Origin of the sequence: Delftia sp. 60, assembly GCF_002754395.1 — a bacterium.
GTDB lineage: Bacteria > Pseudomonadota > Gammaproteobacteria > Burkholderiales > Burkholderiaceae_C > Comamonas > Comamonas acidovorans.
Map to the genome: position 1 here is coordinate 4381918 of NZ_PEFD01000001.1, position 25096 is coordinate 4407013.

Annotated in this window: 20 protein-coding genes and 2 pseudogenes; 11 read left to right on the forward strand and 11 right to left on the reverse strand. The window is 66.4% G+C overall.

Annotated elements, in window-relative coordinates:
• Positions 1–5 precede the first annotated feature (5 nt).
• The 4 genes and pseudogenes from CLV01_RS19870 to CLV01_RS19885 all read right to left on the reverse strand — a co-directional run bounded on the left by CLV01_RS19870 (position 6) and on the right by CLV01_RS19885 (position 3076).
• Complete coding sequence (locus tag CLV01_RS19870; RefSeq protein ID WP_099733411.1) at positions 6–938, reverse strand: NAD(P)-dependent oxidoreductase; 933 nt, start codon at positions 936–938, stop codon at positions 6–8.
• Positions 935–1621, reverse strand: coding sequence for a methyltransferase (locus CLV01_RS19875; protein WP_099733410.1), 687 nt, complete (start codon positions 1619–1621; stop codon positions 935–937). The genes CLV01_RS19870 and CLV01_RS19875 overlap by 4 nt, the downstream gene beginning before the upstream one ends.
• A 57-nt stretch (positions 1622–1678) precedes the next feature.
• Positions 1679–1972 (reverse strand): annotated as a pseudogene (locus CLV01_RS19880) (tripartite tricarboxylate transporter substrate-binding protein); the annotation flags it as partial.
• A gap of 102 nt (positions 1973–2074) precedes the next feature.
• A complete protein-coding gene (locus tag CLV01_RS19885; RefSeq protein WP_099733408.1) occupies positions 2075–3076 on the reverse strand; it encodes a Bug family tripartite tricarboxylate transporter substrate binding protein in 1002 nt (333 codons plus the stop codon).
• A 127-nt stretch (positions 3077–3203) separates the two neighbouring features.
• Between CLV01_RS19885 and CLV01_RS19890 the strand changes: the two genes are divergently transcribed.
• A complete protein-coding gene (locus tag CLV01_RS19890; protein WP_099733407.1) occupies positions 3204–3992 on the forward strand; it encodes an IclR family transcriptional regulator in 789 nt (262 codons plus the stop codon).
• A 40-nt stretch (positions 3993–4032) separates the two neighbouring features.
• Here CLV01_RS19890 and CLV01_RS19895 read toward each other — a convergent pair whose 3' ends face one another.
• Both CLV01_RS19895 and CLV01_RS19900 read right to left on the reverse strand, forming a co-directional pair.
• Positions 4033–5586: a YdgA family protein gene (locus CLV01_RS19895; RefSeq protein ID WP_099733406.1), complete on the reverse strand. Its 1554-nt coding sequence runs from the start codon at positions 5584–5586 to the stop codon at positions 4033–4035.
• A gap of 393 nt (positions 5587–5979) precedes the next feature.
• Positions 5980–6882 (reverse strand): alpha/beta fold hydrolase, encoded by a 903-nt coding sequence (locus tag CLV01_RS19900; RefSeq protein ID WP_099733405.1) that lies wholly within the window; start codon positions 6880–6882, stop codon positions 5980–5982.
• Positions 6883–7015: 133 nt separating this feature from the next.
• Here CLV01_RS19900 and CLV01_RS19905 point away from each other — a divergent pair, with 133 nt between their 5' ends.
• The 6 genes from CLV01_RS19905 (at position 7016) to CLV01_RS28930 (ending at position 13726) form a co-directional block, all read left to right on the forward strand.
• Positions 7016–7942 (forward strand): LysR family transcriptional regulator, encoded by a 927-nt coding sequence (locus tag CLV01_RS19905; protein WP_099733404.1) that lies wholly within the window; start codon positions 7016–7018, stop codon positions 7940–7942.
• 120 nt (positions 7943–8062) lie between these two features.
• Complete coding sequence (locus CLV01_RS19910) at positions 8063–8644, forward strand: peroxidase-related enzyme (RefSeq protein WP_013801997.1); 582 nt, start codon at positions 8063–8065, stop codon at positions 8642–8644.
• A 375-nt stretch (positions 8645–9019) separates the two neighbouring features.
• Entirely contained in the window at positions 9020–10105 is a 1086-nt protein-coding gene (locus CLV01_RS19915) for a DUF6531 domain-containing protein (RefSeq protein WP_099735318.1), read from the forward strand.
• Between the two features lie 26 nt (positions 10106–10131).
• Entirely contained in the window at positions 10132–12402 is a 2271-nt protein-coding gene (locus CLV01_RS19920) for a hypothetical protein (RefSeq protein WP_218968195.1), read from the forward strand.
• Positions 12399–13337 carry an RHS repeat domain-containing protein gene (locus CLV01_RS19925; protein WP_099733403.1) on the forward strand — a complete coding sequence of 313 codons (939 nt, stop codon included), beginning with the start codon at positions 12399–12401 and terminating at the stop codon, positions 13335–13337. The genes CLV01_RS19920 and CLV01_RS19925 overlap by 4 nt, the downstream gene beginning before the upstream one ends.
• A gap of 2 nt (positions 13338–13339) precedes the next feature.
• On the forward strand, positions 13340–13726 hold the full coding sequence (locus CLV01_RS28930; protein ID WP_180288431.1) for a hypothetical protein: 387 nt from the start codon (positions 13340–13342) through the stop codon (positions 13724–13726).
• A gap of 64 nt (positions 13727–13790) precedes the next feature.
• On the opposite strand, the gene CLV01_RS19930 is transcribed toward CLV01_RS28930, so the two are convergent.
• Positions 13791–15314 carry an aminotransferase-like domain-containing protein gene (locus CLV01_RS19930; RefSeq protein ID WP_257221415.1) on the reverse strand — a complete coding sequence of 508 codons (1524 nt, stop codon included), beginning with the start codon at positions 15312–15314 and terminating at the stop codon, positions 13791–13793.
• Positions 15315–15410: 96 nt separating this feature from the next.
• On the opposite strand from CLV01_RS19930, the gene CLV01_RS19935 reads away from it, so the two are divergent.
• Positions 15411–16205, forward strand: a complete 795-nt coding sequence (locus CLV01_RS19935; protein WP_099733401.1) for an arylamine N-acetyltransferase family protein — start codon at positions 15411–15413, stop codon at positions 16203–16205.
• Positions 16206–16209: 4 nt separating this feature from the next.
• On the opposite strand, the pseudogene CLV01_RS19940 reads toward CLV01_RS19935, so the two are convergent.
• Positions 16210–17213 (reverse strand): annotated as a pseudogene (locus CLV01_RS19940) (LacI family DNA-binding transcriptional regulator).
• A gap of 229 nt (positions 17214–17442) precedes the next feature.
• Between CLV01_RS19940 and CLV01_RS19945 the strand changes: the two are divergent.
• The 3 genes from CLV01_RS19945 to CLV01_RS19955 all read left to right on the forward strand — a co-directional run bounded on the left by CLV01_RS19945 (position 17443) and on the right by CLV01_RS19955 (position 20220).
• On the forward strand, positions 17443–18411 hold the full coding sequence (locus CLV01_RS19945) for a Bug family tripartite tricarboxylate transporter substrate binding protein (RefSeq protein WP_099733399.1): 969 nt from the start codon (positions 17443–17445) through the stop codon (positions 18409–18411).
• A 43-nt stretch (positions 18412–18454) separates the two neighbouring features.
• On the forward strand, positions 18455–19612 hold the full coding sequence (locus tag CLV01_RS19950) for an L-talarate/galactarate dehydratase (protein ID WP_099733398.1): 1158 nt from the start codon (positions 18455–18457) through the stop codon (positions 19610–19612).
• A gap of 191 nt (positions 19613–19803) precedes the next feature.
• Positions 19804–20220 carry a hypothetical protein gene (locus CLV01_RS19955; protein ID WP_099733397.1) on the forward strand — a complete coding sequence of 139 codons (417 nt, stop codon included), beginning with the start codon at positions 19804–19806 and terminating at the stop codon, positions 20218–20220.
• Positions 20221–20267: 47 nt separating this feature from the next.
• Here the strand turns inward: CLV01_RS19955 and CLV01_RS19960 are convergent, their stop codons facing one another.
• The 3 genes from CLV01_RS19960 to CLV01_RS19970 are packed head-to-tail and all read right to left on the reverse strand — an operon-like array spanning position 20268 to position 24845.
• Positions 20268–21614: a sigma-54-dependent transcriptional regulator gene (locus CLV01_RS19960; protein ID WP_043821568.1), complete on the reverse strand. Its 1347-nt coding sequence runs from the start codon at positions 21612–21614 to the stop codon at positions 20268–20270.
• A complete protein-coding gene (locus CLV01_RS19965) occupies positions 21611–23491 on the reverse strand; it encodes a sensor histidine kinase (protein WP_099733396.1) in 1881 nt (626 codons plus the stop codon). The genes CLV01_RS19960 and CLV01_RS19965 overlap by 4 nt, the downstream gene beginning before the upstream one ends.
• A gap of 46 nt (positions 23492–23537) precedes the next feature.
• Entirely contained in the window at positions 23538–24845 is a 1308-nt protein-coding gene (locus CLV01_RS19970; protein WP_043821572.1) for a dicarboxylate/amino acid:cation symporter, read from the reverse strand.
• Positions 24846–25096 lie beyond the last annotated feature (251 nt).

The window sequence follows — 25096 nt, forward strand, 5'->3', positions numbered from 1 at the left end:
CTGGCTCAGGCGCCGGCCGCCGCAGGCACGCGGGCCAGCACCTCCAGCACATTGCGGGCCGCGCCCACGCCCATGTTCACGTAGGCATCGCCGGTCACGCCGCCGATATGGGGGCTGAGCAAGAAGTTCCTTTCGCCCTGGAACGGATGGCCGGCCACCATGGGCTCCACCGCAAAGCTGTCCAGCCCTGCGGCCGCCACCTGGCCCGAGCGCACGGCGGCCAGCAGCGCGGCCTCGTCGATCAGGCCGCCGCGTGCGGTGTTGACCACGATCACGCCGCGCCTGCAGGCCGCCAGCGTGGAGGCGTCGAGCATGCCCCGGTTTTCCTCGGTCAGCGGGCAGTGCAGCGAAATCGCGTCGGACTCGCGCCAGATGGTTTCCAGGTCCACGGGCCGCACGTAGGGGGGCAGGTTCTTTGCGAAGGGATCGAAGCCGATCACGCGCATGCCCAGCGCATCGGCCATGCGCGCAAAGCGCAGGCCGATGGCGCCCAGCCCCACCAGGCCCACGGTGCGCCCGCCCAGCTCCAGGCTCTTGTGCGTGGCCTTGTCCCAGTGGCCTGCGTGCATGCGTGCATCCAGCGCCACCACCGACTTGGCGCAGGCCAGCAGCAGGGCCAGTGCCTGCTCGGCCACGGCCGCCGCATTGGCGCCAGCGGCGGCCACCACGGCAATGCCGCGTTCGGCGGCGGCCACCTTGTCGATGGTGTCCATGCCGCTGCCGTGCTTGGAGATCACGCGCAGCGAGGGCGCCGCGTCCATCACGGCCGCGCCCACCTTGCCGTAGCGCACGATGATGGCCACGGGATCATGGGCGCGGCACAGCGCGACCAGGTCCTGTTCGGTGGGCGTCTTGCCCGCATAGACGATCTCGTGCCGGGCCAGCAGGTCCAGCGCCTGTTGCGCCAGATCGGCGCCGGTGACGATGATGGTGCTCACAGCGCTTCCCCTTCCTTGAGCACGCCGGCCGCGCGCAGGGCTGCGGGCAGCCATTTCGATGCGGTGTCGCCGCGCGCAATGGCCTCGATGCGGGCGGCTTCGTCCGCCACCTTCTTCACGGCCAGCTCCAGCATGGCGGGTGCCTTGACGCGCTCGATGACGACCACGCCATCGGCATCGCCCACCACCAGGTCGCCCGGGTGAACCGTCGTGCCACCAGCGGAGATGGCGTGGTTGATGCGGCCCGGTACGAACTTGGTCGGGCCTGCGGGATTGAAGCCTGCGCTGAACACGGGGAAGTCCAGCTCCAGCAGCTCCAGGCGGTCGCGGATGGCGCCGTCCACGATGACGCCGGCCAGGCCCAGCTTCTTGCAGGCGCTGAGCATCAGCGTGCCCATGAGCGCCGCCGTCTGGTCGCCCTTGCCGTCGATGACCAGCACATCGCCGGGCCGGGCCAGCGCAATGGCGGCGTGGATCATGAGGTTGTCGCCGGGGCGCACCTCGACTGTGAAGGCCGGGCCGGCCACCTTCATGCCCTGGTGCACGGGCGCCACGCGCGCATGCATGGTGCCGCGGCGGCCCGCCACGTCGGCCAGGATGGCGGCCTGAAAGCCGGCTGCGCGTTGCACGACCTGGGCGTCCACGCGCTCTATGTCACGGATGATTTCTGGGAGTTGGCTCATGATGGTTCGGTGAGATGGGGGGAAGAAAAACAGGAAGATCAGGAAGATGTGCGCGCGTCAGTCGGCCTTGATGCCGGCCTCGCGGATGAGTTGGGCCCACTTGGCGGAGTCGGATTTCTGCAGCTCGCCCAATTGCCGCGGCGTGCCGCCGACCATGCCGGCCTCGGCCATGGTGGGCACGTCAGGCAGGGCCTTCAGGCGCGCCGCCGAGGTCACGGCCAGCGCGGGCGTGTCGCCCTCGTAGGGCACGTGGATGAAGCGCACGCCGCCCTGCCTTTGCAGCAGCTCGCCCTGCATCTGCAAGATGGTTCCGCTGCCGCCCGAGGCAAAGGCCAAACGGACGGGCACGGCAAGGCTGTCGCAGTCCATGGCGAGATCTCGATGGAGGAAGAAAAAGGAAGGGAGGAGGAAGCGCGGAGGAAGCGAAAGGGCTGGCGCCCCTGCCCCCGGGGCTCAGTCCAGGCTGGCGCCCGAGTCCTTGACGATGCGTGCCCAGCGCGGCACCTCGGCGCGCAGCAGCGCGGCGAACTTCTCGGACGAGCCGCCCAGCACCTCGCCGCCTTCGGAGCGCAGCTTCTCGGCCACCTCGGGCACCAGCAGCGTGTCGTTGATGGCCTTGTTCAGCTGCTGCACGATGGCCTGGGGCGTCCCGGCCGGGGCCAGCACGCCGAACCAGGTGACGGCCTCGAAGTCCTTGTAGCCCGACTCGGCCAGCGTGGGCGTCTGCGGCAGCTGGTCGGAGCGCTTGAGCGAGGTCACCATCACCGCGCGCAGCTTGCCGTTGCGCACCTGGCCCAGCAGCGTGGGCACGGCCGACATGTAGAAATCGATCTGCCCGCCCACCAGGTCGGTCATGGCCTGGGCCGCGCCCTTGTAAGGCACATGGCGCAGCTTGATGCCGGCTGCGTTCTCGGCCAGTTCGCCGGCCAGGTGCGCCACCGTGCCGTTGCCCGAGTAGCCCAGCGTGAGGCCGTCGGGCTTGGCCTTGGCGGCCTTGACCAGGTCGTCAAAGGTCTTGTAGGGCGAGTTGGCCGGCGCGGCCATCACGATGGGTGCGGAAGACACCAGCGCCACGGGCACCAGGTCCTTCAGCGGGTCATAGGGCAGCTTGGCGTACAGCGAGGGGTTGATGGCCAGGTTGCTGGTCTGGCCCATGACCAGGGTATGGCCGTCCGGCGCGGCCTTGGCCACGGCATCCACGCCCAGGTTGCCGCCTGCGCCGGGCCGGTTGTCCACCACCACGGTCCACTTGTTGTGGTCCGCCAGCCGCTGGGCCACGGTGCGCGCAATCATGTCCGTGCCGCCACCGGGCGGGAACGGCACGACCAGGCGGATGGGCTTGCGGGGATAGGTGTCCTGGGCCTGTGCAGCACCCATGGGCACAATGGCAGCAACGCCGACCAGGGCGGCAAGAAGGCGTGCGTTGAGGCAACGCGAAAGCGAGGGAATCGGCATGGTGGTTTGTCTCCGTTTGTTGTGTCCAACGCCCGCATGGCTGCGGTGCGTGGGACGAACTTTATGAAAACGTTTCAACCCATACAATGCCGTTTCATACAGCGCAACCAATTGCATGCCTTGCACCATGAACAAGCCCCCCAGCACCCCTTCCCCGGCGCAACCACCCGATGACAGGGCCAGCGCGGCCAAGGACGGCGGCGTCATCGCCGTCACGCGTGCCTTGCAGCTGCTTGGCGCCTTCGCCCTCGGGGAGTCGCACCTGTCCCTGGCGGAACTGAGCCGGCGCTGCACGCTGCACAAGACCACGGTGCTGCGGCTGGCGCGCACGCTGGCGCAGTCGGGCTTCATGGTGCAAAGGGACGATGGGGACTGGCGCCTGGGCCCGGCCGCAGGCTGGCTGGGTGCGCGCTACCAGGCGGGCTTCGATGTGCAGAACGTGCTGGAGCCCGCGCTGCGCGCGCTCACGCAGGCCAGCGGCGAGAGCGCGGCCTTCTATGTGCGCGAAGGCAATGTGCGCACCTGCCTCGTGCGCGTGGAAGGGCCGCAGGCGTTGCGCCACCATGCGCGCATGGGCGAGGGGCTGCCGCTGGACCAGGGCTCGCCAGGGCGCGTGATCCTGGCGTTTTCAGGCGAGCCGGGGCCGGTGTACGAGCAGATCCGCCAGCGCGGCTACCACTGGTCCATCGGCGAGCGCGAACAGGGCGTGGCCACGGTGTCGGCGCCGGTGTTCGGCATGCACTGGCGGCTGATGGGATCGGTGTGCATCTCGGGGCCGGCATCGCGCCTGCCCGAGTCCCGGCTGGAAGCCATGGCGCAGACCGTGGTGGCGGCGGCCAACCAGCTGTCCTATGCGCTGGCGGGCAGCGCCAGCACACAGGCCCCTGTGGTGCGCGCCAGCCAGTGGCATCCCTGAGACCCCCTTCCGGGGCGACGCCCGGAAGGTGGATGGCCGCTTACTGCAGCGCGCCCATGGGCAGGGCGATGGGCTTGCCGTTGAGCGTGACCTGGCCGGCCTGCATCTTGAGCGCGCTGACCAGCTTGTCGCCTTCCAGGCGGGCATAGCCCGTGGCCTGGGCCATGCCCAGCATGCCTTCCACATCCTCGGCCGAGACATCGGGCTTGCCCGATGCCTTGAGCAGCGGCTCCAGCCAGGCCTTGGGCAGGCTGGCATTGGCCTGCAGTGCCGAGGTCTTGAGCAGCGCCGGCATCCAGCCGGCCTGGGCGACCTGCTCCTGCGTGGGCGCGCTTTGCACTTCGGCGCCGTACTCCAGGTGGCCGGTCTGGCCCTGGTAGGTGGCCTGCAGCTTCATGGAGTAGGCCGGCAGGGCCGCCACCAGGCGCGGGGCGTTCTGCATCAGCACGCCCATGCCCTGCTCTTCCAGCGATTCCAGCGCCTTGGCCAGGCCCTCCTTGCGGTAACCCTCGACCATGACGCGCTGGAAGCCGCGCAGAGCCTCGATATCCAGGCGCTGGATCTTTTCCTCGTAGCCCACGGACTCGAAATCGATGGGGCCGATGCGGCCCGTGCCCTTGACCTGGGTGGTCATGCCCAGCGTGGTCTTGTCGGACTCGATGACCGAGCTGCCGTCCACGTTCTTGAGGTCCAGCAGCGTCTTGGCCTCGCCACCTTCGGCGGGCGTGCTGCTCATGCCGAAGCGGGCGATGCGCACGCTGGCCTTGCCGGGGCCCAGGCCCCACAGGCCGTCGATGACCTTGTTCTCGAAGCTGCTCTCCAGGCCCGTGAGCATGATGCTGGTGCGCTCCACCGGCACTGCGGCCGGCTGGGTGGGGAGGGCCTCGTCGTTGTCGGATTCCTCCTCCTCGCCCTCTTCCTCTTCCACGCCCATGGACTTGTCGCGGCTGGGCAGGCCCAGCAGGGCCACCTCGGGCCAGCGCCAGGTGCCCTTGACGCTGCCACCGCCCAGGGACGTGTCCAGCACCATTTCCTGCCAGCGCATGGTGACTTCCTGGTCGCCCAGCTCGCCGGCGGGCAGCAGCAGGCGCACATCCTGTCCGCCCGTGAAGTGGTGCACGCTGGTCAGCGTGGGGGCTGCGGCCTTGGCCAGCATCTGCGTGCTCTTTTCGTCCAGGCCGTCGAGCGCAAAGCGCGTCTCGGAAACCGCTGCCGCCAGTCGACCACCGGCCAGCGGGCCGTGGCGCACCGTGGTGTCCACCACCAGGCGCACGGGCTTGGACGCAGCGACCGGCTCTGCTGCGGCGGGTGCTTCAGCTGTGTCGGCTGCTTTTGCCGCGTCAGCCGTTTCAGCCGCCTCGGCTGCCTGAGCTTCCGCCGCAGGCCACTGCAGCACCAGCTTGGCCTGGGAGGAGAGGAATCCCTTGTGGTACTCGTCGGTCACGACGACTTTCTCGCCCAGCACCTTGCGCAATTCGGCCACGGCCTCCTTGTAGCCAGCCTCGGCCCGCTGGCCGGTATACCAGGTGGTTCCTCCATAGCCCACGACGGCCAATGCCACGGCAGCGGCCACTACGGTTTTCTTGTTGCTCATTGTGAATATCCCGTGATGAATAAGACCCTCCCCCTCGGGCGGGCCGCGCGACTGTATCAGTTCGGCGTTTCACCACAGATCGGCAGTGGGCTGCGCATTGACGCAGCCATGCCTCCTGTCGCAGGCACGCATGGACGCAGGCCCCTGCCCAGGGCTTGCCAGGCCTTGCCTGCAGCGGTTTTCAGGATCTGCGCCCCCGGCATTGCCCGCGCAAGACAGGCACCCGGATTTTTCAATTGCTTACCATTGCCGCACATGATTGGCATGCCAATTGAATTCGGAGGAAAACGCTATGGCGTCATGCATATGGCGTCATGGATATGGCGTGAATGCACCTTTCCCCTCTTTGCCGGCTTGCCCGAATGCCGTATCGAGTGCCTCCAATGACGGCACTCACCCGGCCTGCAGCAGAAATGGCAGGGCCGCGTCCAGCAGTGCATCGGGCGCCTCTTCGGCGATGTAGTGCCCGCAGGCCAGCGGCCGGCCGCGCACATCGTCGGCCACGAGCTGCCACTCGCGCAGCGGATCGAAGCAGCGGTGCACCACGCCCTCCTCGCCCCAGAGCACCAGCAGCGGCATGGACAGCCTGCGCCCGAGCTGGCGGTCTTCGCGGTCATGCTCCAGATCGATGCCGGCCGATGCGCGGTAGTCCTCGCACATGCCGTGCGCGCTGCCCGGCAGCGCCAGGCAGCGCTGGTACTCGGCCAGCGCCCGGGGATCGAAGGGCGCCAGGCCGGCGCTGCGCCGGCCCATGATCTCGCGCACATAGGCGGCGGGATCGGCCTCGATCAGGCGCTCGGGCAGCGGCGCGGGCTGGATGAGGAAGAACCAGTGCCAGTAGGCGCGCGCAAAGGCCTCGCCGGTCTGCTCGTACATGGCCAGCGTGGGCGCAATGTCCAGCAGCACCAGGCGCTGCACGCTGGCGGGATAGTCCATGGCCAGCCGGTGCGCCACGCGCGCACCCCGGTCATGCGCCAGCACGCTGAAATGCTCATGGCCCAGCCGGGCCATCAGCCGCAGCAGGTCGCGGGCCATGGTGCGCTTGCTGTAGTTCACATGCTCGGGGTCGCCGGCCGGGCGCGAGGAGTCGCCATAGCCGCGCAGGTCGGCCAGCACCAGGGTGAACCGCTGCGCCAGCCGGGGCGCGACGCGGTGCCAGATGGCGCTGGTCTGCGGGTGGCCGTGCACCAGCAGCAGGGCCGGCCCCTGGCCGCCCACCCAGGCGTTGATCTCCACCCCGTCATCGACCGTGATGCGCTGCTGGCGCAGGCCCGGCATCCATGGATCTGTGTGCATCCCGGAGATTCCTTCTACGTTGTTCATGACTGTCAGCCTGCCATGCTAATCAGTAAACCAGGCTGCATAAATAGCAAAATACTGCATTGATCCATCAGTTCAATTTACGAATCAACCATCCACCGCATCCACCATGGACGGCTTTTCAGACCTGCGTTTCTTCTCGCTGCTGATCCGCGAAGGCAGCCTGGCCGCCGCGGCCCAGCAGATGGGCGTAACGCCGCCCGCCGTCAGCCGCCGCCTGTCCCTGCTGGAGCGGCGCCTGGGCGTGCGCCTGCTGCAGCGCACGACACGGCGCATCCACCTGACGCCCGAAGGCGAAGCCTACCTGCTGGACGGCGCGCGCATCCTGGCCGACCTGGAGGCGCTGGAGCGCAGCATCTCGGGCACGCGCGCCACGGCGCGCGGCCCGCTGTCCATTGCCTGCACGCTGGGCTTTGGCCGCCAGCGGCTGGCGCCCGCGCTGTCGGCCTTTGCGCGCGCCTATCCCGAGGTGCAGGTGCAACTGCAGCTGACGGACAGGCCCGTCAACCTGGTCGAGCAGGGCTTTGACGCCGTGGTGCGCTTTGGCGCCCTGCCCGACTCCGCCCTCACCGCCCGCCTGCTGCTGCCCAACCGCCGCGTGCTGTGCGCCGCGCCCTCCTACCTCAACGCCCACGGCGAGCCGCGCCAGCCCGCCGACCTGCAGGCCCACCGCTGCATCGTGATCCGCGAGAGCGACGAAACCTATGGCAGCTGGCGCCTGAGCCGGCGCACGCGCCAGGGCCTGAGCGAGCACAACATCAAGGTCAACGGCGTGATGAGCACCAACGACGGCGCAGCGGCCCTGGCCTGGGCGCTGGACGGCCACGGCATCCTGCAGCGCTCGCTCTGGGACGTGGCCGCGCCGCTGGCCGCAGGCGCGCTGCGCGAGGTCCTGCCCCAATGGCAACTGCCTGCGGCCGACATCTACCTGGTGCACGCCACGCGCAGCGAGATGTCGGCCAGAATCCGCGCGCTCACCGGCTTTCTGGGCGACTGGTTTGCACAACGGCCTGAGCCGGAGATGGCGCCCGCCTGAGCCCGGGCGCAATCTGCAACCTCGGCGGCAGACAGGCTGTCATGCGCGTTCACCCCGCGCAGCGCAGGCCATGCGAACATGGCCCGCAACGACAACCACCACACCCAGGAGACAAGACACATGGCCACCGCCCGCTACCCCCAGCCCGAACTGTCCAGCCTGCCCGAGGACATCCGCACCCGCATCCTTGAAGTGCAGGAAAAGGCAGGCTTCATTCCCAACGTCTTCCTGGCCTTTGCGCGCCGCCCCGCCGAATGGCGCGCCTTCTTCGCCTACCACGATGCCCTCATGCTCAAGGAGGAAGGCAGCCTGACCAAGGGCGAGCGCGAGATGATCGTCACCACCACCAGCGCGGCCAACCAGTGCCTGTACTGCGTGGTGGCCCACGGCGCCATCCTGCGCATCTACGAAAAGCAGCCCTACGTGGCCGACCAGGTGGCCGTCAACTACCGCAAGGCCGACATCAGCGCCCGCCAGCGCGCCATGCTGGACTTCGCCATGAAGGTCTGCGAGCGAAGCCATGAAATCTGCGAGGCCGACTTCGAGGCGCTGTACCCGCATGGCTTCGACGACGAGGACATCTGGGACATCGCCGCCATCACCGCCTTCTTCGGCCTGTCCAACCGCATGGCCAGCTTTGCCGGCATGCAGCCCAATCCCGAGTTCTTCCTCATGGGGCGCGTGCCGCGCGAGAAGAAATAAGGCGTCAGAGTGGGACGGCTTCATGGAAAATCCAATCCCGTAGCCTCCAATGATCCTAGGAATAATCTGAAAATAAGCTGAGAGATATTCTGGAAAAATACCGATCAAAGGTCATGATTCGGTGCGCTTTTCAAGATGGACGCTTGGCTATTTTCTTTTCTTGACAGTCATTAACACGGGATTCCTGATGTAGCGCATTAGCTGGATTCCCGCACTCCGGCGTAAAAAGAACCGTTCGAAGCCACCCTGCCGCCCAAGGGGGCTCTCTTGCCGGCCTCCCTGAGAATGCACAGCATGGCCCTGCAGCCAGCCAAGAGCAGAACCAACTGCCCGAGCCGCGCGTGCGCACCTGTCCAGTTTCTTCAGGGAGAACCCATGAATCCGGCAATAAAGGCAATTGCGGGCAGCTTGGCGCTGCTGATGACAATGGCGGCATGGCCCGTCCATTCCCAGGAAGTCATTCCCGACTTCTACAAAGATCCGGGAATTCAACCCAATCGCAGCTATGTAAACCAGGGATTCGGTGAATTCATTGATCCATTCACCGGCGCACTGCAACTGCATTACGTGGATATCCACCTGCCCGGCAATGGCGGCTTCGACCTGAAAGTAGTACGTTCGTACAACAGCACATCGGTAGAGCCCACTAATCCGGCGCTCCATGAATCGCTGGCGGGCGTGGGCTGGAACATCCATTTTGGAAGGGTGCTCAAGTCCCGCGAAACCAGTATTTGCTTCAACAAGAACAGCCAGACCATCGCTGACAACCCCGTGCTGGAGCTGCCTGACGGCAGCCGCCAGCTCCTGGCTTTCACAGGCACGACCGCACCACTGCTGGTCACCACGCAGCGTTGGCGCGCCGACTGCATCACCAGCGGCGCGGGTGGGCTGGCCGTCACATCACCCGACGGCACGCGCTACGACATGAACCAACTGGTCAATCTGGGTGGCGGCCCCTATCCCACATATGCCTGGTTGACGAGCCGCATCACGGACCGCAACGGCAACTACGCCACCATCCAGTACGCGGCGGCCGCCTCGCCGCAGATATCCAGCGTGGTCACAAGCGATGGTCGCTCAGTCCAGTTTTTCTATGCGGACAGCGGTATGGCGAGCCGGAGGATCACCGCCATCAGCGCGGCAGGCCAGACCTACCACTACGCCTATCAGGGCATCTCAAACGTCAGGGACAAATTCCAGCTCGGCTCCGTCACCCGGCCCGACGGTCTGCGCTGGATCTATGACTACAACGGGAACCTCAACAACACCCCCGGCAGCCACATCATGCGGCGCCTGACCTACCCTCAGGGGGCTCCATCGGCTATCAATACGGTTTCGTCCACTTCGACACCCAGGCCAATCCCGCCAGCCGCTCTACCGTGGTCACGGCCAAGTCCACAAGCACGGGAGGCAACTGGTCCTTCAGCTACGCGCCCGGACGCCCCGGCGCACACGACGTAACCACCGTCAACACCCCCTCAGGCACCGTGACCTACCGGCACATAGGGCCCAATTACTCTAGCTCGGGCAGCGTATGGATGGTGGGCCTGCTGGCCTCCAAAAGCCTGGGTAGCAGCCAGACCGAGACCTACACCTGGGGCAAGCAGAAGATATCGAGCGAGAACAACTTCCGTCCCGGCGCCTTCGCTACCAAGGTCGATATCGGTGAATTCAACGCCCCGCTTCTTGCAGAGCGCACCATCACCCGAGACAACGCCAGCTATACGACCCGCTACAGCAACTTCGACACCTATGGCAATCCTGGCACGATCTCCGAATACGGCCCATCGAGCGGCAACCGCACCACCAGCCTGAGCTACTACATCAACCCGTCCAAATGGATAGTGCGCCAGGTGCAAAGCGAAAGCCATGCGGGCGGCAGCATATCGCGCAGCTTCGACGGCAATGGCAACATGACCTCCATCACCCGCGATGGCATCCAGACCCGCCACGCGTATGACGGCCAAGGCAACCTGAGCGCCACCACCTTCCCGCGAGGGCTGACACACTACTACGGTGGCTACAGGCGGGGAATAGCCCAATCGGAATCGCAGCCCGAGGGCATTTCCATCTCGCGGACGGTCAGCGATGCGGGCAACGTCACTTACGAGACCCGGGGTGACGGCAGTACCTGGACCTATGGCTATGACAGTCTCAACCGCATCATCTCCGTCGGCTATCCCGCAGGCAACAGCGTACAGATCAGCCATGGCACCACCACGCGCACCGTCAGCCGGGGAGCGCTCACCCAGACCACCAGCTTCAACGGCTTCGGTCAGCCCGTGTCCGTCAACTATGGCGGCATCGTGCGAAGTTTCAGCGTCGACGCGCTGGGCCGCAGAACCTTTGAATCCGACCCGGGCACCAGCGCAGGAACCGCCTATCGGCACGACATCCTGGACCGCGTCATCTCCATACGCCATGCGGATGGCAGCACGCAGGGCATAGGCTACGGCCCCGCCACACGCGCCGTGGTGGACGAACGCGGTCTGACAACCACCTACCGCTACCGCGCTTACGGCGACCCCGACCAGCCGCTGCTGATGGCCATCTCCACACCGGAGCCGTCCACCAACCTGTCCATCGGCCGCAATGCCAGGGGACTGGTGACCTCAGTCACGCAAGCGGGCATCACACGAAGCTACGGCTACAACGGCAGCTACCAACTGACATCCATCACACACCCAGAGACCGGCACCACAAGCCTGGGCCGCGATGCCGCAGGCAACATGATCTCAAGGATCACAGGGACCGTAGGCACCATCCAATACCGATACGACGGGCACAACCGCCTGCAGTCCATCAGCTACCCCGGCTCCACCCCGGACGTCACGCACAGCTACGACAGGGCCCACCGCCTGCTGAGCACGGCCACATCCGAAGCCACACGTCGCTTCACCTACGACCGCAACGGCAACCTCACGCGGGAGGAGTTGGCTGCAGGTGGCTTCAATTGGAATGCTGGCTACAGCTACAACGGCAATGACCAATTGGCATCCATCACCTACCCACTGTCTGGCTCCACCGTCAGCTACACACTGGACAGTCTGGGCAGACCCACGGCCATGCCCGGCTACATCAGCAGCGTCAGCTACTGGCCGTCCAGCCAGATCCAGCGCATCGCCTATGCCAACGGAGTGCAGTCCGAATATGGCCAGAACGAAAGGCTGCTTCCCGCTTCGTTCGCCACCTCGCGCCAGGGCAGCTATTTCCACCGATCCATCCTGACCTATGACCGCACGGGCAATCTCACCAGCGTGAGGGACAGGGCCGATGCGGACTATGACCGTACCTTCGGCTATGACGGCGTGCACAGACTGGTATCCATGGGCACCTCCAGGGGGCGCGGAAGCATCAGCTACAGCGGCTCCGGCAACATCACCCGCCAGAGCCTGGGCAGCGAACTGATCGACTACCGCTACGACAGCCGCCACCGCCTGTCCTCCATCACCGTCAATGGCGGCCCGACCAACCACTTCACCTACGACACGGCGGGTAACTTCATCCAGAGCAGCCAGAAGTCCTACACCTACGACGCCGTCCCCAACCTGCTGTGCGCCGACTGCTGGGGCAATTCCCCCATCCGTTATGCCTACGACGGCGACCAGAAACGCACCCACACCACCAAGGCAGGCGTGACCACCTACGAGTTCCATGGTGTGCACGGCAACCTGCTCGCGGAATACGGCTCCGGCCAGCTCACCGAATACATCTACCTCAACGGCAAGCGCATTGCACAGAAAGTGAGCGCCCGATGAAGAACGCCATCCACCAATCCTGCCGGCGCCTGCTCGCAGCTGTCGCGCTGCTTCTGGCAGTCCTGCTGACCGCACCCGCTGCGCTGGCCCAGGCCACCATCACCTACTTCCACAACGACGCGGCAGGCACTCCCTGGCTGGCCACCAACCAGGCCGGTACCGTCCTCTGGAAGGAAAACTACCTGCCCTATGGCTACCGCCAGAAGGTGGAACCGGCCAGCGCGGACAACAAGCTGTGGTTCGCTGGCAGGCCCTACGACCCCGATACGGGCATGACCTACATGGGCGCGCGGTACTACATGCCGCTGCTGGGCCGGTTCACGGGCATGGACCCCAAGGAGATGAATCCCGAGCAGATCCACAGCTTCAACCGCTACGCCTACGCCAACAACAACCCCAACAGCTACATCGATCCGGACGGCAAGCTTGCCGAAACCGTCTGGGACGCGTTCAATATTTCCCTGGGCTTCCAGAGCCTGGTCAGCAATGTCCAGGAAGGGAACTGGAGCGGTGCCACGGTGGATGCGGCGGGTATCGCGATTGATGGGGTTGCGGCGGCGATACCTGTGGTACCTGGAGGCGCGGGTATTGGTCTTTCCATTTATCGAGCAACAAATTCCGCAAGTTCCATAATTCCAATTACTAAAGCGAAATTTGGTCATACCTTCACAGTTCATGGACAAAACTCGACGGATTTCCTAACAAAGCGTGCAGCAGGATCAGGTTTGCCAACGGGGCAGTTTCTCGACGATCAGACCGCAGCACGGCTTATCTCTGATAATTTAAACAACCTAAAAAATGGAGCAATATCTGTACCAATACCTCCAAACTTTCCCGCCAGAATTATTATGCCTGACGGAAAATATGTACCAGCAACATCAGTGCGTATAGTACCCAGCACCAATGGAGTAAAAACCGCATATCCTGAGCTATGAATATGTCAGAATACTATGGACCCACGGTAAAGGCAGCCAAAATGGCCAGCACTTTGATTGGAATAACCACTAGCGGCAAAGAACAGGATTGGGAAATAGAATTTGCAGATCCTGAAATTATTCCCAGATTATTGAATGCACTAGAATTGAGAAAATTCGACGACGAGGCAAAGACTGCACTCTATCTTTTGCTGCTTGCCTCCTTAGAACTAGAGTTCTCTTCTGGAAAGAAAAATCAACTGCATATTGTCAAAACAAAAGAAATCATCGACGGCGACAAAAAATCTTTGGAGAAGATGCAATTTTATTGGATAAATCTAAAAAAGTCGGAACATCAATCTCTTATGAAAGATATCCTACATATTCAAAATTTCAATAGTTCTATTTAAAAATAGCGCGCATGGCAATTTTTCCTGCAATAAAGCAACGTTCAGCCATCCGAATACATTCGACTCAAAAGCAAGCGCGTTGACCGAGTTCTTTCTCATGGAGCACGTGCCGCGCGAGAAGAAGTAGGCTGGCCGACCTGTGCCCCCTGGCGCGCCGCAGCACCCTCGACCAAACCCCGGCATATCTCCCCCACCTGCCCCACGGCCCCAGCAGGCGCGGCGTGGGCTCGTTGGCGCAGTTCAGGCGCAGGTGGTTGGGCAGGTCCGAGCGCGATGAGAACAGCGGGCCGGGGCTGACGCCAATGCCCAGCTCCAGCGCGCGGCGGTGCACCTCCAGTGCATTCACCTGGCGCGGCAGTTCCACCCACAGCAGAAAGCCCGCGCGCGGGGCCGAGACGCGGGTGCCGGGCGGAAAGCTGGCCTCGACCCTGGCCGTGACGGCCTGCACCCCGGCCTGCACTCGGGACTTGAGACGGCGCAGGTGCCGGTCGTAGTCGCCGCTGGCCAGCACCTCGCTCACGGCAGCCTCCAGCAGCGGCGCACCGGCCCAGTCGCCCGCCAGGCGCACCTGCAGCACCTGGGCATGGAAGCGGCCCGCCGCAATCCAGCCCACGCGCCAGCCCGGCGCCAGGGTCTTGGACACCGAGCCGCAATACAGCACGTTGCCGCTGCCGTCGAAGGCCTTGCAGGCCGGCGGGCGCTGGCCGTCGCCTGCAAGGTCGCCATAGACATCGTCTTCGATCAAGGGAATGCCCGCCCGCTCCAGCAGCGCCACCAGGGCCTGCTTGCGCTCCACCGGCATGCTGGCGCCCAGCGGGTTCTGCACAGTGGGCGATGCCAGCACGGCAGCCGGCCGGTGGCGGGCAATGGCCTCGGCCAACGGCTCCAGCAGCAGGCCTTCGCGGGGATCGGTGGCAATCTCCAGCGCCTTCAGGCCCAGGTCCTCCAGCAGCAGCAGGCTGCCGAAATAGGCGGGCCGCTCCACGGCCACGACATCGCCGGGCTTGCACACGGCGCGCAGGGCCAGCCGCACGGCCTGGGTGGCGCCTGCCGTCAGGACCAGGTCATCGGGGCCGAAGCGCGCACCCCATTGCGCGGCCCGGGCTGCGATCTGGCCGCGCAGGTCGGCACGGCCCGGCGGCATGCTGTAGGTCTGCCCGTGCGCGTCCAGGCGGCGCCCGGCGGTCTGCAGCGCGCGCTGCAGCCGGGCCGTGGGCAGCCAGGCCGGATCGGGCAATGCCGCACCCAGCGGGATCAGGCGCGTGTCGGGGCTGCTGAACAGCGAGCGCGCCAGGGCCGACAGGGTCACGGGCACGGGACGAGACGACGGGCGGGACGCCTGCAGCGCCGCGCCGCCGGTTGCCTGGCGCACAAAGTAGCCCGAGCGCGGGCGCGCCACGATCAGGCCCTCCGCCTCCAGGCAGCGCAGCGCCTCCAGCGCGGTCGGCAGGCTGACCTGTTCGCGCTCGGCCAGGCTGCGGGCGGAGATCAGCCTGTCGCCGGGGCGCAGTGCGCCGCAGGCCAGCGTCTGGCGCAGGGCCTGGGCAATGCGGCGGTACTGGGGCAAGGGTTCGTTGGTGATGGGCATGCCAATCTGTACAGGTCAGTTTTCTTGGATTCTGCTTATACAGGCATTGGTGGCCCCGATTTATCGTTGCAGCCATCAAGCAACCCGAGGAAACCCATGCAAGCCAGCAATTTCGATCTCCAGGCCTACTTTCGCCGCATCGGCTTCAGTGCCGGGGACTCCGCCCAGGCGAGTGCCGCCACCCTGCATGCGCTGATGCGCCAGCAGTTGTTTTCCGTGCCTTTCGAGAACCTCGACGTGCAGGCCGGCAAGATCGTCTCTCTGGTGCCCGAAGACATTGCGGGCAAGATCCTCGGCGGCGCCCGAGGCGGCTACTGCTACGAGGTGAACGGCCTGTTCGCCATGGCGCTGCAGGCCCTGGGCATTGCCTACCGCTTTGTGGCGGCGCGGCCCATGTTCTATCCGGCACGCCGCCCCCGCACCCACATGGCCCTGGTGGCCGAGGTCGAGGGACGGCGCTGGCTGTGCGACCTGGGCTTTGGCAGCTACGGCATACGCGCCCCCATGGCACTGGACGAGCTGGATACCGAGGTCCGCCAGGACGGCGACACCTTCCGCCTGAGCCTGGACGACCAGGGCGAATACCTGCTGCAGGCCCGCGTGGATGGTGAATGGGCCAACCAGTACGCCTTCAACCTGTCGCCCCAGGAATGGGTGGATTTCGCCCCCGCCAACTACCTGAACTCCACGCACCCGGACGCCATCTTCGTGCAAAAGCGGGTGGTGGTGCTGCACCAGCCGGCCGGCCGCATGATCCTGGTGGGCGACGCGCTCAAGACCATCACGGCCAGCGGCACCGAGACCAGGCAGCTGGCGCCTGATGAAATCCAGCACGCGCTGGGCAGCCTTTTCGGGCTGGCGGCCGAGCGCCAGGCGGCTGCCGTGTGCTGACCCTCTAAGCTCGGCGGGTCGAATCCCGCTCGATCAGCTCGAACCCCAGGTCGCACGCCGAGCGCCCGGCACTGTGGCCCTTGCAGCGGGCCAGCACGAGTTCGGCGGCCAGGCGGCCTATGCCCGGTCCGTCCACATGCACGGTGGTCAGCGACGGCAGCAGGTGGGCCGCGAAATCGGCATTGCCGAAGCCCGAGACGGCCAGGTCCACGGGCACGCGCAGGCCGCGCGCCTGGGCTTCCACCAAAATGCCGTGGGCCAGCATGTCCGAGCTGCAGACCACGGCCTGCAGATCGGGCTGCTGCGCCAGCAACTGGCCCAGCGCCTGCCGGCCCAGCTCCAGGCTGCCGGGCGCGGACACGGTGACCGTGGGCACCTCGCGGCCCCAGGCTGCAAGAAAGCCCTCGCGCCGCTGCTGGGCCCGGTGGTCGCTGCCCGTGGCCATGCCCACGCGCTGCAGGCCGCGCGAGAGGAAATAGCCGGCCAGCGCGCTGCCCACCTTCAGGTGGGAAAAGCCCACCACCATGTCCAGCGGCCGGTCGCTGAAGTCCCAGGTTTCCACCACGGGAATGCCGGTCCTGCGCAGCCGCTCGCGCGCCTTGTCGGACTGCACCAGGCCCATCATCACAATGCCGTCGGGCTGGCGCCCGATCATGGCGTTGAGCACCTCTTCCTCGCGCTGCTCGTCGTAGAAGGTCTGGCCCAGCAGCAGTTGATAGCCCTCCTGCGCCAGCGTGGCCGTCAATGACTGCACCGTGGGCAGGAATTGCGACACCGACAGCGCAGGCACCACGCCGGCCACCATGCGGCTGCGCCTGGACTTGAGCCCCCCGCCAGCAGATTGGGGATATAGCCCGTGGCCTCCACGGCCTGGCGCACGCGCTCGCGCGTCTTCTCCGAAACGATGGAAGGATTGCCCAGTGCGCGCGAGGCCGTGATCAGCGAGACGCCGGCCGCCTCGGCCACGTCGTGCAGCGTGGCGGGCCTGGGTGGTGTGGGTGTGTTCATGGGCAAGCGCGATCGCGGGCTGGTATCGGGGACGGGCCTGAAGATAGCAGACCGCCCTCCACGCACGGGTGCCAAGCCTGCCCTGCATCGCAGAAATCGTGATTGACAGCCAAAATGACAACGATATCATTTTGCTGAAAGCGCAAATCCTTGCATCTACAAATTGGCATCGGCGCTTTTTCATTTCCTCGGAAATGACAACGATGTCATTCACAAATCAGGAGACAAGATGAATCACATTCTTCGTGCCATGGCGCTGGCCCTGGCCGCGCTCACCGCCTTTTCTGCATCGGCCCAGGCCTGGCCCGACAGGCCCGTCACCCTGGTCGTGCCCTTCCCCGCCGGCGGCTCCACCGACCAGGTCGCGCGCGCCGTGGCGCCCAGGCTGGGCGACAAGCTGAGGCAGTCCTTCGTGGTGGAGAACAAGGCCGGCGCCACGGGCACCATCGGCGCAGCCTTCGTGCAGCGCGCGGCGGCGGACGGGCAGACCTTTCTCGTCACCTCGCTGGGCCCGCTGGTCATCGTGCCCCACCTGATCAAGAACCTGCCCTACGACGCGCTCAAGGACTTCGACCTGATCACCGTGGCCGTGCAGTCGCCCAACGTGCTGGTCGTGCCCGCAAGCTCGCCGCACAAAAGCGTGGCCGACGTGGTCGCCCACCTCAAGGCCCATCCGGGCAAGATGAGCTTTGCCTCGGCCGGTCACGGCTCCAGCGACCACCTGACGGCCGAACTGTTCTGGCAGCAGACGGGCACCCAGGGCGTGCACATCCCCTACAAGGGTGGCGCACCGGCCCATGCCGACCTGATCGGCGGCCAGGTCGATGCCTCGTTCCAGAACATCAATGCCGTGATCCAGCACATCCGGGCCGGCAAGATGCGCGCCCTGGCCGTGACCAGCCCGCGCCGCTCGCCCGTGCTGCCGGACCTGCCCACGCTGGCCGAGGCCGGGGTGAAGAACGTGGAAGTCGCCTCCTGGCAGGCCATCGTCGCGCCCAAGGGCCTGCCGCCTGCGCTGCGCGACAAGGCCCATGCGGCCTTTGTCGAGGCGCTCAACGATCCCCGGGTGCGCGAGCAGTTCGTCTCCATCGGCTACGAGATGGTGGCCGGCACGCCCCAGCAGTTCGCCGAATTCCAGCGCCAGGAATACGCGCGCTGGAAGTCGGTCATCGAGGCCGGAAAGATCAGCATCGACTGATGCCTGCCCCTGACATTTTTCCAACCACCGCACTCCCGCAGCCATGACTTCTTCCGCGCTCTCCGAAACCACCAGCCAGGACCGCATCCAGTGGATACGCCTGTCGTCCTGCTACCTCCCCCTGGCCCGGCCCATCAGCGATGCCAAGGTGCTCACGGGCCGCCAAAAGCCCATGACCGAGGTCGCCATGCTGTTCGCCGAAATCCAGACCCGCGACGGCCATCGGGGCCTGGGCCTGAGCTACGCCAAGCGCGCAGGCGGTCCGGGCCAGTTCGCCCATGCCAGCGAAATCGCGCCCACCCTGCTGGGCGAAGACCCCAGCGACATTGCGCGGCTGTGGACGCGCATGTGCTGGGCCGGCGCCTCCGTGGGCCGCAGCGGGCTGGCCGTGCAGGCCATCGCGGCCTTTGACGTGGCGCTGTACGACATCAAGGCGCGCCGCGCGGGCCTGCCGCTATCCAAGCTGCTGGGCTCGCAGCGCGAATCCGTGCGCTGCTACAACACCTCGGGCGGCTTTCTGCACACGCCGCTCGATGAGCTCAAGCGCAACGCCAGCGCCTCGCTGGAGCGCGGCATTGGGGGCATCAAGCTCAAGGTGGGCCAGCCCGACTGCGCGCTGGACATACGGCGCGTGGAGGCCATGCGCGCCCACCTGGGCGATGCCGCGCCCATCATGGTCGATGCCAACCAGCAATGGGACCGCCCCACGGCCCAGCGCATGTGCCGTGTCTTCGAGGAGTTCAACCTGGTCTGGATCGAGGAGCCGCTGGACGCCTACGACCACGAAGGCCATGCCGCGCTGGCCACGCGCTTCGACACGCCGATTGCCACCGGCGAGATGCTGACCAGCGCCGCCGAGCACGGCGACCTCATACGCCACCGCAGCGCCGACTTCCTCATGCCCGACGCGCCGCGCGTGGGCGGCATCACGCCCTTCCTGCAGATCGCCGCCCAGGCCGAACTGGCCCACCTGAGCCTGGCGCCGCACTTCGCCATGGAACTGCACGTGCACCTGGCCGCCACCTGCGCCAACGAGCCCTGGGTGGAACACTTCGACTGGCTGGAGCCGCTGTTCAACGAACGCCTGGACATCGCCGATGGCCGCATGCTCGTGCCCACGCGCCCCGGCCTGGGACTGAGCCTGAGCGAGCAGGCGCGGCGCTGGACGCGCGAAAGCGTGGAGTTCGGGGAGCGGGGTTGAGGGCGGCTGCGAACGGCTGAGGGCCTGGGTACTCCCGGTACCTCAGGCCTTTCACATATATTGCTTGGCTAAATGGAGTGGACTGTGGACAGCCAGGCCAAGACAGCGGCTGCGCATGCCGGGCCGGGCCGGGCCGGGCCGGGCCAGTCGACCCTCACAACCTCAACAGGCGAAATTTGGGAGCTGACTTGATGCGCGTGGCCTTGCTTCTTTTGGTTCCAGCCATCGCCGGCTGCACCCCCGACACGAATCCCGCAGGTGGCGCTCGCACGCAAGTGCAGCGCGACGTTGAAAGCTATGCCATCGCAAGCTGCCTGACCCAGCAGGCCGAGCCCTATCTCAAGGACCAAGGAGATGCCTGGGCATCCGTTGTCGTGCAGCGCATGCACGGGGACATCGAAACGCTGGCGGGCATTGCCGAGCAGGTGCAGCGAGAGAACACCAACGGCGCCAACGGCGATATGGCCGTCATGCGCGACGAAACCCGTCCCGGACAGGGCAAGCCATTGCCCGTGCTGCACTGTGGCGAGGTGATCGACCGGCCCGCCGTGCGTGCTGCGATTCAAAAGGCGATTGCGGCACTGCGCCCGTCCTACGAATCCAGGTAGGCCAGGCCGTTTCCGGAAAATCCGGGTTGGGGGCGGGCAACCAGCCCCTACCCATCCAGCCCGTACTTGCGGATCTTGTCGTGCAGCGTGGTCTTGGGCATGGACAGGGCTTCGGCCGTGCGCGCCAGGCTGCCGGCGTGGCGGCGCAGGGCGTCGGCGATGAGGGCGCGCTCGAAGGCCTCGACAGCAGCGGACAGCGGCCGGGGCGCGGCGTCCTGCGCGGTGGTGCCGGCCGGCTGGCCGAAGGGGGGCGAGCCGGTCTCGATGCCCAGCACCGTGCGCTCGGCCACGTTGCGCAGCTCGCGCACGTTGCCGGGCCAGTCATAGCCCAGCAACTGCTGCACGCGCGCGGTGGTCAGCTCGGGCACGGGCCGCTGGTGGCGCGCGGCGCCCTGCAGCGCGAAGTGCTCGAACAGCAGCGGCACGTCCTCGCGCCGCTCGCGCAGCGGCGGCAGCGAGACGGTGGCCACGTTCAGGCGGTAGTAGAGGTCGGCGCGGAACAGCCCTTGCCGGCTCAACTCCAGCAGATCCACCTTGGTGGCCGCGATCACGCGGCAGTCGATGGGGATCAGGGTGTTGGAGCCCAGGCGCTCCAGCACACGCTCCTGCAGCACGCGCAGCAGCTTGATCTGCATGGGCAGGGGCATGCTCTCGATCTCGTCCAGGAACAGCGTGCCGCCGCTGGCGTGCTCCAGCTTGCCGATGCGCTTCTTGCCCGCGCCGGTATAGGCGCCGGCCTCGCTGCCGAACATTTCGCTGTCGAACAGCGTGTCGGGCAGGCCCCCGCAGTTGACCGCCACGAAGTTGCCTTCGCGCCGCGCGCTGGCTTCGTGCAGGCAGCGCGCCACCAGTTCCTTGCCCGTGCCGGTCTCGCCCTGGATCAGCACATCGGCCGCGCTTTGCGCCAGCCCCGTGAGCATCTGGCGCAGCTGGCGCATGTTGGGCGCGCGGCCTATCAGCCGGTGCTCCAGGCTGTCGCGCTGGTCCAGCTGCTGGCGCAGCGCCCGCACTTCCAGCACCAGGCGGCGGCGCTCCAGGGCGCGGCGCACGGCGCCGACCAGGGTTTCGGGGGCGAAGGGTTTCTGGATGAAGTCCTGGGCGCCGTCCTTCATGGCCTGCACGGCCATGGAGATGTCGCCGTGGCCGGTGATCAGCACCACGGGCAGTTCCGGGTCCATGGCCACCAGCTCGCGCAGGAAGGCCATGCCGTCCATGCGCGGCAGGCGGATGTCGCTGACCACGATGCCCGCGAAGTCGCGCGACAGGCGCCGGCGCGCCTGCTCGGCGCTGCCCACGCTTTCGCAGGCGATGCCTTCGAGCTGCAGAGCCTGCTCGCAGCCGAGCACGATGTCGGGGTCATCCTCGATGATCAGGACTTTGAGGGCGTCGGTCATGGTGTGTCGGCAGAAGGTGTGGAGGGTGCCAGGGCCAGGCTCAGCGTGAAGACGGCGCCGCCGCCCGGATGGTTGCTGCCCGTCAGGGTGCCGCCGCATTCACGCACGATGCCGGCCGACAGCGCCAGCCCCAGGCCCAGGCCCACGCCCTCTTCCTTGGTGGTGAAGAACGGCTGGAACAGATGGGCCTGCGCCGCTTCGCTCAGGCCCGGGCCGTGGTCGCGCACGGTGACCTGGGCGCGGCCATCGGCCACGGCGCAGGCCAGCTCCAGGCAGGGCGCGGGCTGGCCGCGCATGGCGTCCAGGGAGTTGTTGATCAGGTTGATCAGCACCTGCTCGATGCGGTTGCGGTCGCACCAGGCCACGGCCTCGGGCACGCCGTCATCGCGCAGGATGCGGGCGCCGGTCTCGGCCACGCGCGACTCCAGCACCGCCAGCGCATTGTCCAGCGCATGCGCCAGCGGCACGGGCTGGCTGGCGCCGCTGGACTTGCGCGCGAAGTTGCGCAGCTGGCCGGTGATGCGGCCCATGCGGTCGGCCAGCTGCGCCATGCGCTCCAGGTTCACGCGCGTGGTTTCGGTATCGCCGCGCTCCAGAAAGCGCTGGCTGTTGCCGGCCAGGGTGCGCAGCGCCGTCAGCGGCTGATTGAGTTCATGGGCGACGCCCGTGGACAGCTGGCCTATCACGGCCAGCTTGCCGGCCTGCACCAGTTCGTCCTGGGCGGCGCGCAGCGTGGCCTCGGCGTGGGTGCGCTCGGCCACCTCGGCCTGCAGCGCCTCGTTGGCGGCCGACAGGTCGGCCGTGCGCTGCTCCACCTTGCGCTCGAGCTCGTCGTGCGCGGCCTGCAGCGCCTCGCGCGCTGCCAGCCGGTCGCGCAGGTGGCGGCGGCGCTCGTTGACCATCATGGCCAGCAGCAGCACAAAGGCCGCGCCCACGGCCGCGGCCAGCGCGCGGCTCTGGGCCAGCTGGTCGACCTGCTCCAGGTGCGAGAGCACGGTGATCGTCCAGGGCGTGCCAGGCAGCTGGCGCGACTGGGCCAGGAAGCGGCCGCTGACCGGGTAGACCGAGCCTGGCGATTCCTCGCCATGGCGGGCAATGCGCACCAGGCGCGCGCCCTGGCCCAGATCGCGCAGCACCTGCAGGCCCAGGGGCTCCAGCGCGCGGCGGTTGTACTGGCGCGTGTGGTCGAAGGCGGCGCGCGTGCCCTCGTCCAGCGTGCGCAGGGTGGTGAATTTCCAGTCGGAGACCGTGCCCAGGATGACGACGCCGTTCTCGTCGCCCACCAGCACGGGCGCCTCCACCGTGGACCACGACTGCTCCAGCTGGTCCAGGCTGACCTTGACCACGGCCACGCCCAACGTGTGGGTGTCGTCACCCAGGGTGGAGGCCAGGTAGTAGCCGGGCTCGCCACGCGTGGTGCCTATGCCGAAGAAGCGCGCGCTGCCCGTGGCCATGGCCGTGCGGTAGTAGGGGCGAAAGCTCAGGTCCTCGCCCATGTAGCTGTCGGAGCGCCGCCAGTTGCTGGAGGCCACGACGTGGCCGCGCGCATCGACCAGGTAGGCGGTCAGCGTGCCAGCGCGGTCGTTGAGCTGCTCCAGGTAGGCGTTGACGCGGTTGGTGAGCTGCTCGTCGCCGGGCTCGGCCAGCAGCCTTTGCACATTGCCTTCCAGTGCCAGCACGTCGGGCAGGAAGGCGTACTTGCCGATCTCGCGCTGCAGGCTGGCGCCGTACAGCTCCAGCCGGTGCATGCCCGTGGCACGCAGATCGGCGATGCCCAGCCGCTGCGCCAGCAGGTACGCACCCCAGCCGCTCAGCCCGCTCAGGGCAAGCCACAGCAAAAGCAGGATGAGCTGGCGCAGGGGGCGGCGGGCGGGCATGGTGAAGGCACCGATGTTATCAGTGCCCCCCAGCGCCGCCTGGGCCTCAGGCCGAGACAGCGGGCCGCCCTTGCTCGGAATGGTCCGTGGGCAGCAGGGACTCGTCGTCATCCGTGGCCGCGGTCGGGTCGACGGCGCCTTCCCACTTGGCCACCACGGCCGTGGCAATGGCATTGCCCAGCACATTGGTCAGCGTGCGGCCCATGTCCAGGAAGTGGTCGATGCCCAGGATCAGCAGGATGCCCGCCTCGGGCAGGCCGAACATGGGCAGCACGGCGGCCACCACCACCAGCGAGGCGCGCGGCACGCCGGCAATGCCCTTGCTGGAGACCATCAGCACCAGCAGCATGGTGATCTGGGCCGTCAGCGTCATGTCGATGCCGTAGGCCTGGGCAATGAAGATGGCCAGGAAGGTGGTGTAGACCATCGAGCCGTCCAGGTTGAACGAGTAGCCCAGCGGCAGCACGAAGCCGATGATGCGCGGCTTGATGCCGAACTTCTCCAGCTGCTCCATGAGCTTGGGATAGGTCGATTCGCTGCTGGCCGTGGAAAAGCCCACCAGCAGCGGGCCGCGGATCAGGTTCAGCAGGCGGAAGATGTCACGGCCCAGCACGCAGTAGCCGGCCACGATCAGCAGCACCCACAGCGTGGCCAGGGCCAGGTAGAAGCACAGCATGAACTTGCCGAACACCGACAGCATGCCCAGGCCATGGATGGTGATGGTGCCAGCCACGGCACCGAACACGCCCACGGGGGCGAAGCGCATCACGTAGTCGGTGACCTTGAGCATGATGTGGACCACTTCGTCCATCAGGCCCACCATGGAGCGCGCGGCCTGGTTGTGCAGATTGCCCAGCGCAATGCCGAAGAACAGCGCGAACACCAGGATCTGCAGCACCTCGTTGGTGGCCATGGCCTCGAAGATGTTCTTGGGGAACACGTGGGCGATGAAGTCCTTGAGGTTCAGCGCCGAGGTCTTGAGGTTCAGGCCCTCGGCCGACGACGGCAGGGCCACGCTCAGGCCATGGCCGGGCTGCAGCACGTTCGCATAGATCAGGCCGATGGCCAGCGAGCAGAACGAGGCCACGATGAACCAGCCCAGCGCGCGGCCGCCGATGCGGCCCACGGCCTTGGCGTCGCCCATGTTGGCCAGGCCCGACACCAGGGTGGCGAACACCAGGGGCGCGATGATCATCTTGATCATGCGCAGGAAGACATCGGTGAGGATGCCGAAGTAGCTGGCGATTTCCTTGGCGGCCTCGGGCGTGGGTGCGTAGCTGTTGCAGGCATAGCCCACCAGCACGCCGAGGACCATGGCCACGAGCACCATGGTGGTCAAGCGGTTGAATTTCATGCGGATTTTTTCGTTGGACGTATTTCGGTCTTGCAAGCGAGCCCGCCCACCACGGCTGCCGGCCACGGGCCGGATGCCACAGCGAAGACGGGCTTGTCTCCCTGCATACACAACCACGATGCACGTGGCCTGCGCCTGACAGTGCACAGACCGTGCCAGCCGCATCCGGCACCTGCACCCCGCGCTAACTGCTTGATTCGCCTATATCGACCTTACTTTTATGCATAAGGTGGAACGGAAATCCGAACGAT